Raw genomic sequence first — 15,193 nt, forward strand, 5'->3', positions numbered from 1 at the left:
CTGGAGAACTCCATGGCAGCAAAACCCGGTACTTGTACCGGGTTTTCTGTGTTTAAGGTAAAGGTAAATGTTATGCGTCAAACCCTGGTCCTATTACACCGTTACCTGGGGCTTGCCACGGCGGTCTTCCTGATTGTCACCGGTTTGACCGGAGCGGTTATCTCCTGGGATCACGAGCTGGATGAATGGCTCAACCCCCACCTGTATAAAACTGCTTCCAGCGCTGAAGCCCTGAGCTCAATCGAGCTGGCAGAGCGCCTGGAGGCGTCCCTGCCGCAGGTTCAGATATCTTATTTCGAGCTGTTGCAGGAACCCGGCCACACCCAGTCTTTTTGGGTGGAGCCGCGCATGGATCCGGCCACCGGGAAATTTTATGCGGTGGATTACAATCAGGTGTTTATCGACCCCGCCAGTGGGGAAATTGTTGGTAAGCGCGAGTGGGGGCGGGTCTGGCCGATCACCACAGAAACCCTGATGTCGTTTTTGTACAAGCTGCATTACAGTTTTCATATCCCCGAATTTTGGGGCACCGATCACTGGGGTATATGGCTGTTGGGGATTATCGCACTGGTGTGGACGATCGATTGTTTTGTGGGGCTGGCAGTGACCCTGCCCCGCCGCAAGAAATCCCCTAGGACGCCATCGCGGAGTTGGTGGCAGCGCTGGAAGCCCGCCTGGATGATTAAAGCCGGCGCCGGGCGCGCCCGTCTCACCTTTGATTTGCACCGGGCCTTCAGCCTGTGGACCTGGGCGCTGTTGCTGACCATCGCATTTACAGCCTTCTCCCTGAATCTCTACCGAGAAGTGTTTTTCCCGCTGATGTCGCTGGTGTCGGACGTGACCCCGTCTCCTTTGGAGGAGCGCACACCTAACGATCACAGCAACCCCATTACTCCCACGCTGACATTTCGGGATATTGCCGCGATTGGCGAAAATCAGGCGGCGCAGATGGGCTGGCGACAGCCGCTGAACTCCCTGTGGTATGCCCGCGAGTGGGGGATATACCGGGCTGAATTTTTTGATGCCGACGCCGGGCACGGTGCTGGAGGTGTCGGCCACAAAGCCCTATTTTTTGATGGCCACAGCGGTGAATATCTCGGAGACTTTATCCCCTGGCAGGGAACGGCGGCGGACCTGTTTGTGCAGGCGCAGTTCCCCGTACACTCCGGCAGGATCCTCGGTCTCCCCGGGCGCATACTGATTTCCATTATGGGGGTGGTGATTGCAATGTTGAGTATGACCGGCATTTTGATCTGGTTGCGCAAACGCCGCGCGGCCGCCCCAGCTCGGGTGGAGCGCGACTCCCCCCTGCCGAGTACAGCGACATAATTGCACAGGCTCGGCTAGCGGTGGTTGATGTGTTTTTTTGCTATTCCCACAGCCGCTCGGGATAAGTTTGGGATTGCTGTCGTCACACCATACCCTTAGCGGATCGCAGTTTGCTGATGGTGTAAGCCATGCGATCCCTGCCCGCTGTATGCCTGGTATTTTTTTGCTCTGCGGCGCTGGCCCAGGTGCGAACGGAGCACCTGCCGCTTGGCGCTGAGCCTATCGATGTGAATAACCAGACCGTTTTTTATAAGAATGGTTATTTCTACCGCAAAGGCCCCGATGCCTATACCCGGATAGAGCCGCCCCTGGGGGCGCGGGTATCGCGGGTGCCCTTCGCAACCCCTATCACCCTGGGCAAGCAGCGCTATATGCTCGCGGGCAATGGCACTTTTTTTTGGTTGGACCCCAAAGACCGTCGATATGTGGTGGTTACGCCACCGCCCAATTGGCAGCATGTTAATCGCAATCCTTTAGCACCGAAGAAAAAATTCTATCCCCGCGCCCACCCGCCCGGGCATTTGCGACAGCGCTCAGCGGCTAAAAGGGCGAGCCGCAAGGACTGGGATATTTACTGTGAAGCCCGCGCGGCAAACTTGTTGCGCAGTACGCGGCAACCGGGAAAAAACTCCAGGCGCGCCGCGCGAGAATATCGCCGGGTATATCGACAATGTTTGCGCCAAAGTCGGCACTTAAGGTCAAAGCCCCTGAGAGGGGAGGGGCCTGGGCTACACTAAATACTATGGCCCAGTAGGCGCCTTTTTATTAGTGCCGGATATTTTTCACGGATAGCAGTGCTTTATGCTGGGTGCCAGCTTTTTTATCCCCCGTTGTAACGCCGGCAAAGAAACTTATTTTCTTCACCTCGCCCTTTCACTCCTACTTTTTTTCAGCGTCTCCTGTCTCTCGTTCTCTGCGGTAGCGCAGTTGCCCGGCAGTAAAGCGAAGGAATTTACCCCCAAGGTGCCGGATTTTGCCGACCCCTCTGCGGATTGGTGGACCGGGTGGACCAGCGCCTCGCCGGAGGAGCGGCGGGAGTGGTTGAGTCTGGTGACCAAAAGCTGGCAGGAGTGGAAAGAAGAAATACCGCAGGATGAGGTTTTACAGGAGGGCGCAGAAAAGATTAGCCAAAGTTTACAGGGGATTGCAATTACCTGGAAAAAACGTGAGGAGTACCTGAAAGTTGCCTTAATGCCGGATTTGAAATTCCCTGAAAACCCGACGGTATTAAATTGGGCCGAGGCCGACTCCGCCATCAGCCGTGGCCGGCGCCGGCTGACGGGAGTGGAGCTGGAGGCGCGCCAACTTAAATCGACCCAGTCGCAGTCGCTGTCACTGCTGCGCAAGCAGGTGATTGTCTTGCGCGATTCCAGTGGTCCCGAGGAAGATGAAGCGGCCCAGGCGCTGCTATTAGCACAGATTAATCACCTGAATATTATCGAACAGCTGAGTACGGTGAATACCTTTCTGGGAACCTGGCGGGACAAGATTAATGAAGCGGAAATTAAGTTGCGGCTGCTGTTGGATACTCTGGTGTACTCCAGCAAAAATGCACAGGAAATAGAGAAGAGTATTGCCGGCAACAAAAAGAACATCGAGCGTATTTCTGCGACTCGCACCAGTATCCAGGGCACCACCGAACCCTCCACCGACCCCACCATTAATATGCAAAAAGACCTCACCCTGATGCAGTTGGAAGTGGACCTGCTGGAGGAGCAGCTGGAGAAACGCAAAAGTGAGTTGCTGCAGTCGATCAATGAGGTCCTGAATGAAAAAGGTGAAGAGCGCCCGCTTATTGTCAGCCGGGAGCTACTGGAAAATGCCGGCTCGGTGATTGAGAGCGCATCGCGGGAGCTGGCGGTGCGCCAGCGCCAGGTGGTGGCCTGGCGGGAGGACGAGGAGAGCGAAGATCTGAGCCGCTGGTGGTCTTACTTTGAACGCATTGGCAGCGGCCTGGCCCAGGCCAGCGATTTGGAGCAGGATATCCAGCGCTATGAAAAGGCCCAGCTGCAAGTTTACCAGGAGCGCCAGGGCTGGTGGGCGACCGTGCGCGAGCGCGTGGCTCTGGCAGCCCGGCAGGCCTATAACCGCTGGCGCAAGCTGGCGGACTTCCAGTTATTCACCGTTGCGCAGAACCCGATTACCCTGCGCTTGATCGCCAAGATGATCGTGGTATTCGTCGGTGCCTGGCTGCTGTCAGGCCTTATCCAGGCCTTTCTACGCCGGCTGGTGCGCAGAGAGCACGCCAGTGAATCCTCCATGTACAACCTCGGGCGGGTATTGCACTACCTCTTTATTTTTATCGCCCTGATTGTGATGCTCAGTATGCTGGGCCTGGATACCTCCAAGCTGGCCCTGGTGGCCGGGGCCCTGTCGGTCGGTATTGGCTTTGGCCTACAGGCGATCTTCTCGAACTTTATCTCCGGCCTGATACTGCTGTTTGAGCGCCCCCTGAAGGTGGGAGATCTGGTGGAATTGGAATCGGGCGTATTTGGCCGTATCCGCGATATCAGCGTGCGCTCAACCCGCATTACCACTCGGGACAATGTGGATATCCTGGTACCCAATACCGAGTTTGTTGCCGGCCGCGTTATCAACCACACCCTGGACGACCCCGTGCGCCGTATCCACGTACCTTTTGGCGTGTCTTATACCTCGGACCCGGATCTGGTGCGGGAGGCCGCCCTGAAGGCGGCCGCGCGGGTGAATATCACCCACACCGACTGGAAGCGAAAAACGGAAGTGTGGCTGATGGGCTTTGGCGAGAACGCCCTCGATTTCAAACTGGTGGTGTGGGTAAACAGCAATATGGTGACCTCTCTGGGGGACTCCTATGCCCTGTACAACCTGGAGCTGTTGCGGGAATTTCGCGATAAAGGCATTGAGGTCCCCTTTCCGCAGCGGGACCTACACCTGCGCAGCTGGGATGTCCCGGCGATCCTCGGCCGCAGCGCGAGGAAATAGACGGGTCCGGTTGGCATGACACCTCAAGGGTTTCATAGTATTTTCAGCTCACCGGCATTGGTGTCGGTGCAATTTCTTTTACCGGCATTACGGCGTTTTCTCCCAGGGCGCTGATGAAATCACAATAAGGGAATGCCCGTGCTAATTATCCCTATCCAAAATAAACCGGACTGGCGTCGACCGCCATTGATGTGTTTTGCACTAATCGCGCTTAATCTGCTGATCTTTGTTTTCTATCAGGGCACAGACGAGACGCGTTGGCAGGCAGCGGAAGATTATTATTTTGACAGCGACTTGCCGGATCTCGAAGAGCAGCGTTTTCTGGTGTACGTCAATGAAATACACCCGGAGTGGCGGGCGCAGATGGATGTGGAAGGGGAAGAGTTTTTTTACCGGGAGTCCCTCGGCAACCCCGAGTTTCACCGGTGGCTGTTGCCGCAGCTTGAGGCGCAGGGCGAAACCGAATGGTTGCGGCAGAGGCGGGAGTTTGCCCAACTGCGGGATAGGGTCAGCAGCACGGCACTGGGATTGACGCCGACAGACCCGAGCATTGCCGGGGCGTTTGGCCATATGTTTTTACATGGCAGCTGGGATCACCTTATCGGCAATATGGTGTTTCTGCTGCTGTTTGGCTTGTCGGTTGAGTTGGCCCTGGGAGGGGCGTGGTTTATCGGGCTCTATCTGTTGGGCGGGCTGGCGGCGGCGGGCCTGCATATGCTGGTGGAGTCCGGCAGCGATGTGCCCATGGTGGGTGCCTCCGGTGCAGTCTCGGCGATTATGGGCATGTTCGTCGCGGTTTACGGTGTGCGCCGCCTGCGTTTCTTTTACACCATTGGCTTTATGTTTGGCGAGTTTAGTGCGCCGGCGCTGCTGGTATTACCGCTGTGGTTGGGCAAGGAGATTTTCGGCTATTTATACGGTGATGCCAGTATCGCCTACTGGGCGCATACCGGCGGTCTGCTCGCCGGCTTTGCCCTCACGCTGGCGGTGCTGTACTGGCGGCCGATGGTCGAACCCATGCCCGAGGAAGGGGAGACGCCGTCGCCCCAGAGGGTCGCCCTGGCGCGGATCGATCGTTTTATCGAAGAGGGAAAGCTCCCCGAGGCCACTGACGCTGCGGCCTCAGCGGTGCGCCAGTACCCCCAGGCGCTGTCTTTGCTTGAGCGCTATATCGAGCTGACGGCAGCGGCACCGGAGAGCGAGGGCTACCACCGGGCCAATCTCGCCCTGTTTGCCCAGGCCGGTAATCCGGCCATCGATGGGCGCACCCTGGCGCGGGGCTATCGCCGCTACCTGGCGGCAACCCAGAGCCCGAGGGCGCTCACCGCCAAGGCGAATTTGCTGATGGCGCGGCGCGCAGGGGAGGAGAAGGACTGGCCCTGGCTGGAGGAGCTATTGCGCCGCCTGAAGCAACAGCGAGTCAAGCACCCATTAATCCCCAAGCTGGGGATGGCCCTGGTCAACTACTATCGCCGCCTCGGTGAAGAGGGGCGCGCGCGGGAAATGAAAGAGTTGACGCAAGATATGGCGGCCTCGGGTTGAGGTCTACCCTGTGCCAAGTGGGGATAAGGCACCAACTGAACGCTTTTTCAGGAGCTTAAAGGGGGAGTGGGTACCGGAAGTAGGCTATTCAAGTTTGCTTTCGGCAAAACAGTCAATCAACGATTATATTATTGGCTACTACAGCCAAGTGCGGCCATATCAGCACAACGACGGCTTGCCATAAAATGTGGCAGAAGAAAAATTTCGATATACTCAAAAGAGGGTGGCCAAAAATACTTGACCACTACATATGAGAAATATAACTGAGGTGTATTATGTTTAAAGAAAGCTCTAAATCCCTTGATGAACTAGATAGAAAGATGAACCCTAAAATTCTTAAACAGGCTAAAGAGGATGCCAGGTCTTCTGAAGTTCTTGATAAAATGAAGAAGGAGAGTGAGAGGTTTGTTTCTACTAATGACTCAAAGAAATAGTTGGCTGGGATTTGTGTTAATCATTTTCTAGTTTTAGGCTAAAAGTTGGGGAGGGTTGTTCACTCCCCCCCCCGCCCCAGTCCATCCATATACACTTGTGCCAATAACAGATAGGCGGCATCCAATTGTGGATAGGCTTCCTTGTGTAGGTTCTTTAACAGCAGTACGACAGGTACATATTGGTGTTGTTGGTATAGTGCCTGGGCGAGGGCGTGACGCATCTCCGCTTTGACTATGGGCGATTGATCTGTACAAATTTTTCCAGCAGATGCGGCCCCAGTTCTTGCAGCGCTTTTTTATCGTCGCTGGCCAGCAACAGGCGGTAGTAGTGCTCGTTCAGAATCTCATCGTCGGGAAAACGGCGCAGTCCCTCTTCCAGAACCTGACGAGCGCGCTGGAAATTCTCCTCGCACAAAAATATCTGTGCTTCCGCACGCGCGCGTTTGCACAGGTATTCATTTTCTTCCAGATAGTCTTCATCATCCTCTCGCAATGCCTCTATTTCGAGCTGTTGCTGGCGGGTTAGGCAGATATAGCCGATCACCGCACTGGAAACCATGCAAAAGTAGGCTACGACTGCGGCAGTTAAGGGTATAACCGCCCATGGGGGAAGTTTATCGGCAACTGCGGCCATAAGAACGCTTGGCGCAAAGGAAATAACGTTGGTAAGGATTAATAGCAGCCAGTAGGGCCGGCCAACAATCAGGATAAACTCCCACAGATTGATCGGGGTAAAGGCCGATCTCAGACTGTGGGTAATGGCTAAGGCAATCATGACTGCCGGGGCCAAAAATGACAGGGCCACAGCATAAACAGTTAGGGTATCCAAACTCTCTGTGACCTGGACCAGTTTGTAGCCGACAAAGGCCGCAGCCACAGTCATACCGATGACTTTAAGGAGTAGAACCGCACCATTGTCATCTAGTACTTCTGTTAATAGGGGAGCCTCCCGCTGGCCCCTCGCCAGTTTTTCGATAATTAAAAGACTGTAACGGAGTGCGACGGCGATAATGGCCACTAAGGCAATAAGACTCAACATTCCCGTCGAGCTAATGAGAAGACTGCCGGCGGCGGCCACAGCTATGACGGTTAAGGGGCCGGGCTTAAGGGCATAGAGAAAATAAAATAGTCCCATTTGCCAAAAAGGTTTGGCCCTATTGCTGGCCTCAATATATCCCATAGGCTCCCGGCATAGAGGGCAGCCTGGGCCCTGACCCTGAATGCCGTAGTTGACACTGCAACCGGGGATACACTCCCGACAGTATTGGCGACAACAGTATTGGCACTGCCAGGATGCATGGTTACTGGTGTGATAGTGGCAGGAGTCAGCCATTTACTCTTCCTTGATGATTTTCTTTACGAAAAACTATTTTTGTCCTTTATCACAGTTTATCCGTCGACTCGATGGCGGTGCAATCATCAAGTATTTTTACGGTCCTGTTAGAATGCGAGAGAATTACCGATAAAATTGGCACACAAGTTTCAAAATAGGTGTTGTATGACAAAGGCTATGCATGTTCATTTGGTGGAAGGCTCAGCGCCAGAACCCTGGGGAGAGTCAGCACTACTGAGCTTTGACGGCAGCTCTGCCAATATTCATATCGGCGCGGCTAAAGGCGCTGTGTTGGTTGCGGCCCAGCGAGCGGCCCGCAAACTCGATGGCATGGGGATTAATGAGGTTGTCCTCAAAGGGGAAAAGTGGGGGCTTGAGAGTCGCTGGGCATTTTGGGCGGGGTTTTTTAATCCGCGCAAATCCAACAAAATTGACTGGGGTAGTGAAGACACTGCCGAGTTGCAAGAGCTCGCCGCCCGTGAAAATGCCAGCCGCTGGGTTCGCGAAATTACCAATGGCACCCCCGAGGATGTATCCCCGCGCGTATTGGCACAGAGCGCAGCAGAAATGTTGCAGAAGCTCGCCCCCAGTGCGGTCACCTATCGTATAGTTGCGGGAGATGACCTACTGCGTGAAGGATTTGTCGGTATCCACAATGTTGGACGCGGCAGTGTACGCGAGCCGGTGATGTTACAGCTGGACTTTAATCCCAGCGGCGACGAGCAGGCACCCGTCGATATGTGTTTAGTGGGTAAAGGAATCACGTTTGATTCCGGCGGTTACAGTATTAAGCCCTCCAACAATATGGCGACAATGAAGTCCGATATGGGGGGCGCCGCCATGGTAACCGGCGGTCTGGCTCTCGCCATTGCCAGAGGTCTGAGCAAGCGGGTTAAACTCTATCTCTGCTGTGCGGAAAACCTGATTTCCGGCCATGCCTTTAAGCTGGGCGATATTATTCGCTATAAGAACGGTGTCAGCGTAGAGATACTGAATACCGATGCGGAGGGGCGTCTGGTATTGGCCGATGGCTTAATCGCGGCCTCGGCAGAAGAGCCCCGCTGGTTATTGGATGCCGCTACGCTTACCGGCGCGGCAAAGATGGCGGTGGGCCGGGATTTCAACTCTGTCTTTAGTTTTGAAGATGATACCGCGCAAAAGGTATTGTCAGCTGCTGCCGAGGAAAATGAAAAGGCGTGGAGATTACCTCTGGAGCCTTTCCACCTCGAGCAAACTCCATCCAATTTCGCCGATATCGCCAATGTGGGCGTTGAAGGTAGTCCCGGGGCTTCAACCGCAGCCTCCTTCCTGGCGCGCTTTGTGCGAGACGAGGGGCGCAACTGGGTACATATGGACCTGTCCGGCTCCTACCAGCCCAGTGGCAACGATCAGTGGGCGCCAGGAGCTAAAGGTCACGGCCTGCGCACCATTGCACGCTTCCTTCTGGATAATTAACCAGCGGCAATTAATGCCAAATTACCTGGCAAAACGCGCCTAATAATAGGCGCGTGTCTGCTTACCTCTCTCTAGTACTTATTAAGTCATTAAAAATTGTACTCCAGTGGCAAAGTGGGCTATTAGTAGCCCCCTGCTAATTGAGGTATTTCGACTTTGGCTCGTTAGCATTAGTCCTGGAAGTACTTGCCAGGTAAAGCAGATAATTCTTGATTCGGTGAGCGGTAATGAGCACTGCAACCTCTACAAATGATAAAGCGTATAATTCAAACCATTGTGCCAATTGCCATACAGAGCTACTAGGCCCCCACTGCTACTCTTGTGGGCAACCAGTTAAGGGTATGGTACGTCACTTCTCCTCTATCATTGGGGATTTATTTGATACCCTGCTGGCCTTTGATTCCCGTATATGGAAAACGGTTCCTGCACTGTTGTTTAGACCGGGGTTTTTAACCGCAGAGTATTTTTCTGGGCGCCGCGTGCGCTATGTGAGCCCTGTTCGTTTATTTATCTTTCTCTGTATAACCAGCTTCTTTGTCACTCAGTTAAATAGCGATTGGACTATTAGTTGGGGAAATGAGGTGGTAGATGTTAAAGAAGCAGGTAGGGGATATGACGATGCCCTCAAAGATATTAGCCGGTTAAAAGAAGAGCAGATCGATAATAGCTATACGGTAACGCTACTGGAGGAAGTGGAGCGGGATCTTATCGATGGAAAAGTTGCTCTCAGCGGTGACTTGGATGAGCTTAACGAGCAGTTAGGCGGAGCTGAGGGGGAAACGGAAGCTTCAGAAAACCTTTCCAAACAGCAGCTGGCGTCGGGATTGAATGAGACCATCAATGAGATTGACGAAGAGTTTTTCCAGGTTAAGTGGCTGCCCAATTCAGTGGAGGATTGGATTAATCGCAAAGTAGAGAGTGCCCATGAAAATGTAGAGAGGGTAACTGAGGACCCCAATCGCTTTAAGAAAGCCTTTCTGGGAGCCCTACCTTCAACCCTCATGGTTATGTTGCCTATATTTTCCATGATACTGTGGCTGCTCTATATCTTTAAGCGCCGACTTTATATGGAACACTTGATAGTAGCGCTGCACAGCCACGCCTTTATTTGCTTAAGTATCCTGATCGCAAATCTATTTTACAGCGCCAGTAAGCAACTGGATCAATACACTTTTATATCTTCACTTTTTGATAATCTTATACTGCTGTTAGTTTTATGGATGCCTATCTATCTGTTCTGGATGCAAAAGCGGGTATACGGGCAGGGCTGGTTTATAATTCTGTGTAAGTATTCCTTTTTGGGGTTGATTTATTTGATTTTGTTATCTATAGGTGCCTCCTTTACTGTTTTGTGGAGTTTGGCTGAATTGTAGTTTTTGCGACATGTAAAAGGTAAGAGGCTTTATGGGTATTTTTAAGTCAACTAACCCCGAAGTCTCTTAGCTACCGCTAAGAAGCCTGTTGCCGACAGTGTAGATATCTGTAAATCTGCTGATTATGCCAAAAAATTTTCATGTAGAATCCTGGCTTTTAGGCGTGATAAAAACCCTTGCTCTAATTGCAATATATACTTCAGTTTTGAGGGCGGCTGCAATAATTTCCGCAGTTTGTAGTCTGCTTGAATTGTAATTGGTTTTTTGTAGCTTGCAGTATTTCCTTTAGGTTAATAACGTTTGCTGCTTATATTTTGTATCTTAAATAAAAAATAGAAATTCCAGCTATTTTAACGTGTCAATTTTTATTACACGGTGGCTACATTAATCTTATCGCCGCCAGAATTTTGCGATTTTCCTAGATATAGTGTGAGCGCTGCTTACAATCACCCTGCCCATAAATTTAGTCTGAGTCGTATAAATGTATTTAATGGGGCAATTGGTAGGATGTATCTATTTTAAAGGAGGGCGTTATGTCTAAATTGTTGTTGCGTATATTTGTTGCCGGAGTGACTTGGTTATTGGCATCGGCCAGTTATGCAGATCCTATCCAGGATTTAACTATGCAAAACTATGAGGCGGGCTGGTATCCAAATTACTGGCAAGGGTATGGGCCGCTAACCTGTCGCAGGACCTGTGCAGTTTGGGTTGGTGGCGTGCCTGAGTCGGAGTTCGCTACAGACTTGATCGATGATTTTCAGCGTACCAGTGTCTGTAAGGTAACTCGGGATCCGGCAATCATCGAAAAGCCCATCAATGATCCTTTATCTCACTGGCTCTATGGTAATCAGTTTGACGATAAGCCTGTTTGCTATATCGGAACCCCTTATGGTGTTAAAGAAGATGATCACTATATGTGTCTGTGCGTATGCAATAAGCCAGACCTGATCGTGAGCCATATCTATGACCCCGTTTGGGATTCCGGTACTGGGCAATCCATTATCGTAGCCGATATTACCAATATTGGTGCCCTGGCGGCACCTATAAGCCAGGCGCGTCTTGTGGATCTGGATACTCTGGCGAATGATGTACAGGCCACTCCGGCAATTCCCGCAGGTGGCACGGTCAGTGTGGCATTCACCTTGGGGTATTGGGTATTTGATCCGGATGCAGTATTGGAAGTGACTACGGACTTTACCGATATCGTCGATGAGTGTAATGAAAATAATAATACCCTGATTTATGCTGAGCAGGGTTAAATAGTCCACAGGGTTTTTTCGCTCCCTGAGTTCAGTTGTAGGGAGCTTTTATATACTGTGATTACAGGGCCCTGTGGAAGTTTTAGCTCGACAGGAATACATTAATAACCTGGCAGCTCTCCTTGTCCACAGCGGCATTGGGTTGTTCACTGCCGACCATTTGCTGCCCTGGTACTTTGGGGAGGACAAGATACATTCGAGGATAGGGCCGCACGATATAATCCTTTTTATCCCCACTCAGCCAGGGGTATTCCTCTAGAATGGCCGCGACACCTCGGTTCAGTGCGATACCATCAGTACAGCTACCCGGTACAGTGGCCGTGGTGAGCATAGCGAAGACTATGGATGTGAGAGTCATGGAGAATTTATACCTTTAGCGGGCTATAACGGCCCTAAAATAAGATTATAACCCTAGCGAATATCTCACAGTATCTCTGATACGCGAAAACATATGCCAGCTAACCGCTGTTAATCAGATAGCCATTTTTTAGAAACGGGGACTGTCGCTGTAGTAACAGGCCTAATTTCTACTTATCCGGCGATTAATCGGCCTTCAGTCCGATTCAAAAGCGCGATTCAGAGCCCTGTCAGGTCTTATCCACTAAATGTCTGATTATGTCGTAATTGTGTCATAGCCGACACCTGCATAGGAGTACAATTGCCCGTGTGGAGGAAATCCTATGACTAAGAAGATCGGTTTCTTTGTTGCTGACGGTTTTCAGGCGCTGGACCTTTTTGGGCCCCTGGATACTTTTATGGAGGCTAATAGTTTTATCTCTGAGGCCTACTCAAGCTGCTTGCTAGGCTTAACCAAGGCGCCAGTTAAAACCTGTTACGGCCAGGTGGTGTCTGTAGATCTCGATATCTATCAGGCCGTGGAGATTGACTACCTGATTATTACTGGCGGCAGTGGGATGCGGCAGCTGCACCTGAGTCCCAAGCAGGTGAATGCCCTGCGTTCAATTGCTGATAGCGCCGAGCGGGTATTGAGCGTTTGTACAGGTGCATTTGTGCTGTCCGATCTATTCGCGGAGCAACAGCACCGTATTACTACCCACTGGCGTCACTGCCGACAGCTCGCCGAGCAGGCGGGTAACTATCAGGTAGAACAGGACCCCCTGTTTATTGAAAGCGGTAAACTGTGGTCTTCCGCCGGGGTTTTATCCGGGGTCGATTTAGCGCTGGAAGTGATTCGCCGGGATTTTGGCAACACCATTGCGGCCAGTGTGGCCAAAGAGCTGGTGGTTTACCTCCAGCGCAGGGGCGGGCAGTCCCAGTACTCTGACCTGTTGAAAGTACAATCCAGCGACAGCATGAGGCTTAATCCACTACTGGAGTGGCTGTCGGAAAATTATCACAAAGCAATCAGTGTTTCCGCTATGGCGGAGCGTATATCGGTCAGCGATCGCCAGTTAACGCGCTTATTTAAGCAACATCTAAATAGTACCCCCGGACACTATCTAAACCAGCTTCGTTTAAACCGGGCGCGGGACTTAATCACTTGCGAAACTACAAGCCTTGTGCAGGTGGCCCGTCAGGTAGGCTTTACCAGCTACGATAGCTTCCGCCGGGCTTTTTATGGGCAGTTTGGAGTTTCCCCTTCTTATTTCAGTAGGAATCGTCAATGAAATACCAACTACTACTCTGGGTAATTTTGCAGCTCTGTGTGACCGACACCTACGCGCTTAACCTAGAGGAAAGACACTTGTGGAGTGAAGATATCACCCAGTTACAGACTTTAATAACAGAGAAGCATATTGATCCCTTTGTAAATATTAAAGAGGAGGAATTTAATGCTTCCGTCGAGCAGCTGGTTGGGCGTTTGCCCGGTCTGAATGAAGCTCAGGTCGAGATTGAGATTATGCGTCTGACGCGTAGTATCGGTGATGCGCATACCTCTTACAATATTATGTCCGGCGCGCACCGGCACTATCCGCTCCGCTTCAAGTACTTTGGTGAGAGTCTCAAAGTTGTGGATACAACGAAGGAATATCGCTTTTTATTGGGGGCGGATTTGCGGGGTATTAATAATTACTCTTTGGCGCAGCTACAACAGAATCTCTCACCATATGTAAATTTTGTGGATAACGCCTACAGTTTTAGGCATTCCTTTAGCTTTCATATTACTGTGAATAAGTTTCTCTTTGGCGCAGGTGTCAGTGATGATCTCAATATGGCAACCTTTAAATTTGCGCAAGGCGATCAACCGATCACTGTTGATATGGGAACGGTATCAATGCAGCAGTTTGCGGAACTCAGTAGTGACTATGTTATTTCTGAGCCTGAAATTCACTACTTTAATTTTAATCTTGTCGGTATCAGGCTGGCGTATCTCGATAATTATAATACAGTCTATATCGACTTTGATGGTTATCCTGAGTCTGCACAACTACAGCAGCACTGTGAAAGTATTAAAGATAAAATCCGCGACAGTGGCGCTAGCAATCTGGTGATAGATTTCCGCAATAATCGCGGTGGTGACTTCTATGTTGGTTTGGCGCTCTCCGCGTGTATTCAGGACCTGGATCAACTGGACTGGCGCGAGGGGATATTTGTAATGATGGACGCGGGCACCCAGTCAGCGGCGATGTCCAATGCGGCGCAATACCAACAAATCCTCAATGCGACCTTGGTCGGAAGTCCGACAGGTGCAGACCCCAATATCGCTTCTGAAACGAACCACTTCAGATTAAAAAATTCCAACCGGAGTATCAGTATCTCCAAGCGCTACTATGGCTTTCGCCAAACACCCAGCGATGCCCTCTACCCAGATTTACCTATGACAACCCACTGGGAAGACTATAAAGAGGGCAGGGATGGGGCGCTATTGCAGCTGCTGGGCTTTATTCAGGATAAGGATCGGAGTGATTGAATCACCCAATTGCCTTAGCTTAAATTTTTGTTGATCATATTGGGGCAGGATATTATCCGGCGCCTTTGGCACTTTATAAGTGTTTTATCTATTGGGCCTCTGAATCTGTTCAAGCGAAAAAGTCTAGCCTGTAGATCGGAAATTGGGACAGTCATCGGTTAAAAGTTGAAGATAGGTCGGTTTTCAGCTGTCCCTTTATCGATATAGAGTTTTATGAGATGTTTGAATATACAGAGGCGGATTGTAATAGATATCGCCTTTATAGCGCTGGTGGCTATCTTGTTCCTAAGGCGTTTGAGGCGCGATTAGTTACCTAAGGTTATGTCCGTTGTTGGTGGGGTCGACTAATCTTTGTGGGTTTAATAATTGCCTGAAGTGGAGGGAGGTTTTCCCCTTTGTCTATTTCTTCTTCATATACGCCCTTTAATGTCTCTAAAGCTTCTTCATAGAAAAATAATAATTCTGAAATATTCTCTGGATCTCTTAGGGTTTCAGAGTCGAGTAGTGTTTCATAATGGTTTACAGTTTTAAATACTGCTTGCAGGGAGGCAAGTAAAGTTTCATTGTTGATAATTGGCATAGTTAATTTGTTGTATTTTGATTTCAATGTTTACCATTAATAGATCGCCACT

The 15,193-nt window shown here is 51.0% G+C and carries 14 protein-coding genes and 1 pseudogene; 11 read left to right on the forward strand and 4 right to left on the reverse strand.

Annotation, left to right across the window (positions count from 1 at the left end; all coding sequences use genetic code 11):
* Positions 1-12 precede the first annotated feature (12 nt).
* From ACJJIK_RS17015 to ACJJIK_RS17040, 6 genes and pseudogenes are all read left to right on the forward strand, one after another.
* Positions 13-1,329, forward strand: a complete 1,317-nt coding sequence (locus ACJJIK_RS17015) for a PepSY-associated TM helix domain-containing protein (protein ID WP_444943417.1) — start codon at positions 13-15, stop codon at positions 1,327-1,329.
* 128 nt (positions 1,330-1,457) lie between these two features.
* Positions 1,458-2,066 carry a DUF6515 family protein gene (locus ACJJIK_RS17020; RefSeq protein WP_444943418.1) on the forward strand — a complete coding sequence of 203 codons (609 nt, stop codon included), beginning with the start codon at positions 1,458-1,460 and terminating at the stop codon, positions 2,064-2,066.
* 64 nt (positions 2,067-2,130) lie between these two features.
* Complete coding sequence (locus tag ACJJIK_RS17025; protein WP_444943419.1) at positions 2,131-4,293, forward strand: mechanosensitive ion channel domain-containing protein; 2,163 nt, start codon at positions 2,131-2,133, stop codon at positions 4,291-4,293.
* A gap of 138 nt (positions 4,294-4,431) precedes the next feature.
* A complete protein-coding gene (locus ACJJIK_RS17030; RefSeq protein WP_444943420.1) occupies positions 4,432-5,835 on the forward strand; it encodes a rhomboid family intramembrane serine protease in 1,404 nt (467 codons plus the stop codon).
* A 22-nt stretch (positions 5,836-5,857) separates the two neighbouring features.
* Positions 5,858-6,019, forward strand: a pseudogene (locus tag ACJJIK_RS17035) (IS3 family transposase); the annotation flags it as partial.
* Positions 6,020-6,110: 91 nt separating this feature from the next.
* Complete coding sequence (locus tag ACJJIK_RS17040) at positions 6,111-6,269, forward strand: hypothetical protein (RefSeq protein ID WP_444929478.1); 159 nt, start codon at positions 6,111-6,113, stop codon at positions 6,267-6,269.
* Between the two features lie 59 nt (positions 6,270-6,328).
* On the opposite strand, the gene ACJJIK_RS17045 is transcribed toward ACJJIK_RS17040, so the two are convergent.
* A complete protein-coding gene (locus tag ACJJIK_RS17045) occupies positions 6,329-6,490 on the reverse strand; it encodes a hypothetical protein (RefSeq protein WP_444943421.1) in 162 nt (53 codons plus the stop codon).
* An 11-nt stretch (positions 6,491-6,501) separates the two neighbouring features.
* Entirely contained in the window at positions 6,502-7,602 is a 1,101-nt protein-coding gene (locus ACJJIK_RS17050) for a DUF4013 domain-containing protein (RefSeq protein ID WP_444943422.1), read from the reverse strand.
* A gap of 165 nt (positions 7,603-7,767) precedes the next feature.
* Here ACJJIK_RS17050 and pepB point away from each other — a divergent pair, with 165 nt between their 5' ends.
* From pepB to ACJJIK_RS17065, 3 genes are all read left to right on the forward strand, one after another.
* Positions 7,768-9,057, forward strand: a complete 1,290-nt coding sequence (gene pepB / locus ACJJIK_RS17055) for an aminopeptidase PepB (RefSeq protein WP_444929480.1) — start codon at positions 7,768-7,770, stop codon at positions 9,055-9,057.
* A gap of 341 nt (positions 9,058-9,398) precedes the next feature.
* Positions 9,399-10,430, forward strand: a complete 1,032-nt coding sequence (locus tag ACJJIK_RS17060) for a DUF3667 domain-containing protein (protein ID WP_444943423.1) — start codon at positions 9,399-9,401, stop codon at positions 10,428-10,430.
* Between the two features lie 533 nt (positions 10,431-10,963).
* The gene (locus ACJJIK_RS17065; protein WP_444929482.1) at positions 10,964-11,689 is read left to right on the forward strand and encodes a CARDB domain-containing protein; all 726 of its coding nucleotides are present in this window, start codon (positions 10,964-10,966) and stop codon (positions 11,687-11,689) included.
* An 82-nt stretch (positions 11,690-11,771) separates the two neighbouring features.
* Here ACJJIK_RS17065 and ACJJIK_RS17070 read toward each other — a convergent pair whose 3' ends face one another.
* Entirely contained in the window at positions 11,772-12,047 is a 276-nt protein-coding gene (locus ACJJIK_RS17070) for a hypothetical protein (RefSeq protein ID WP_444943424.1), read from the reverse strand.
* Positions 12,048-12,369: 322 nt separating this feature from the next.
* Here ACJJIK_RS17070 and ACJJIK_RS17075 point away from each other — a divergent pair, with 322 nt between their 5' ends.
* Positions 12,370-13,317, forward strand: a complete 948-nt coding sequence (locus tag ACJJIK_RS17075; protein WP_444943425.1) for a GlxA family transcriptional regulator — start codon at positions 12,370-12,372, stop codon at positions 13,315-13,317.
* A complete protein-coding gene (locus tag ACJJIK_RS17080) occupies positions 13,314-14,561 on the forward strand; it encodes a hypothetical protein (protein ID WP_444943426.1) in 1,248 nt (415 codons plus the stop codon). Before ACJJIK_RS17075 ends, ACJJIK_RS17080 begins: the two co-directional genes overlap by 4 nt.
* A 319-nt stretch (positions 14,562-14,880) precedes the next feature.
* On the opposite strand, the gene ACJJIK_RS17085 is transcribed toward ACJJIK_RS17080, so the two are convergent.
* Positions 14,881-15,168, reverse strand: coding sequence for a hypothetical protein (locus tag ACJJIK_RS17085; RefSeq protein WP_444943427.1), 288 nt, complete (start codon positions 15,166-15,168; stop codon positions 14,881-14,883).
* Positions 15,169-15,193 lie beyond the last annotated feature (25 nt).

The sequence above is a fragment of the Microbulbifer regidiadema (SeqCode) genome (assembly GCF_052466995.1).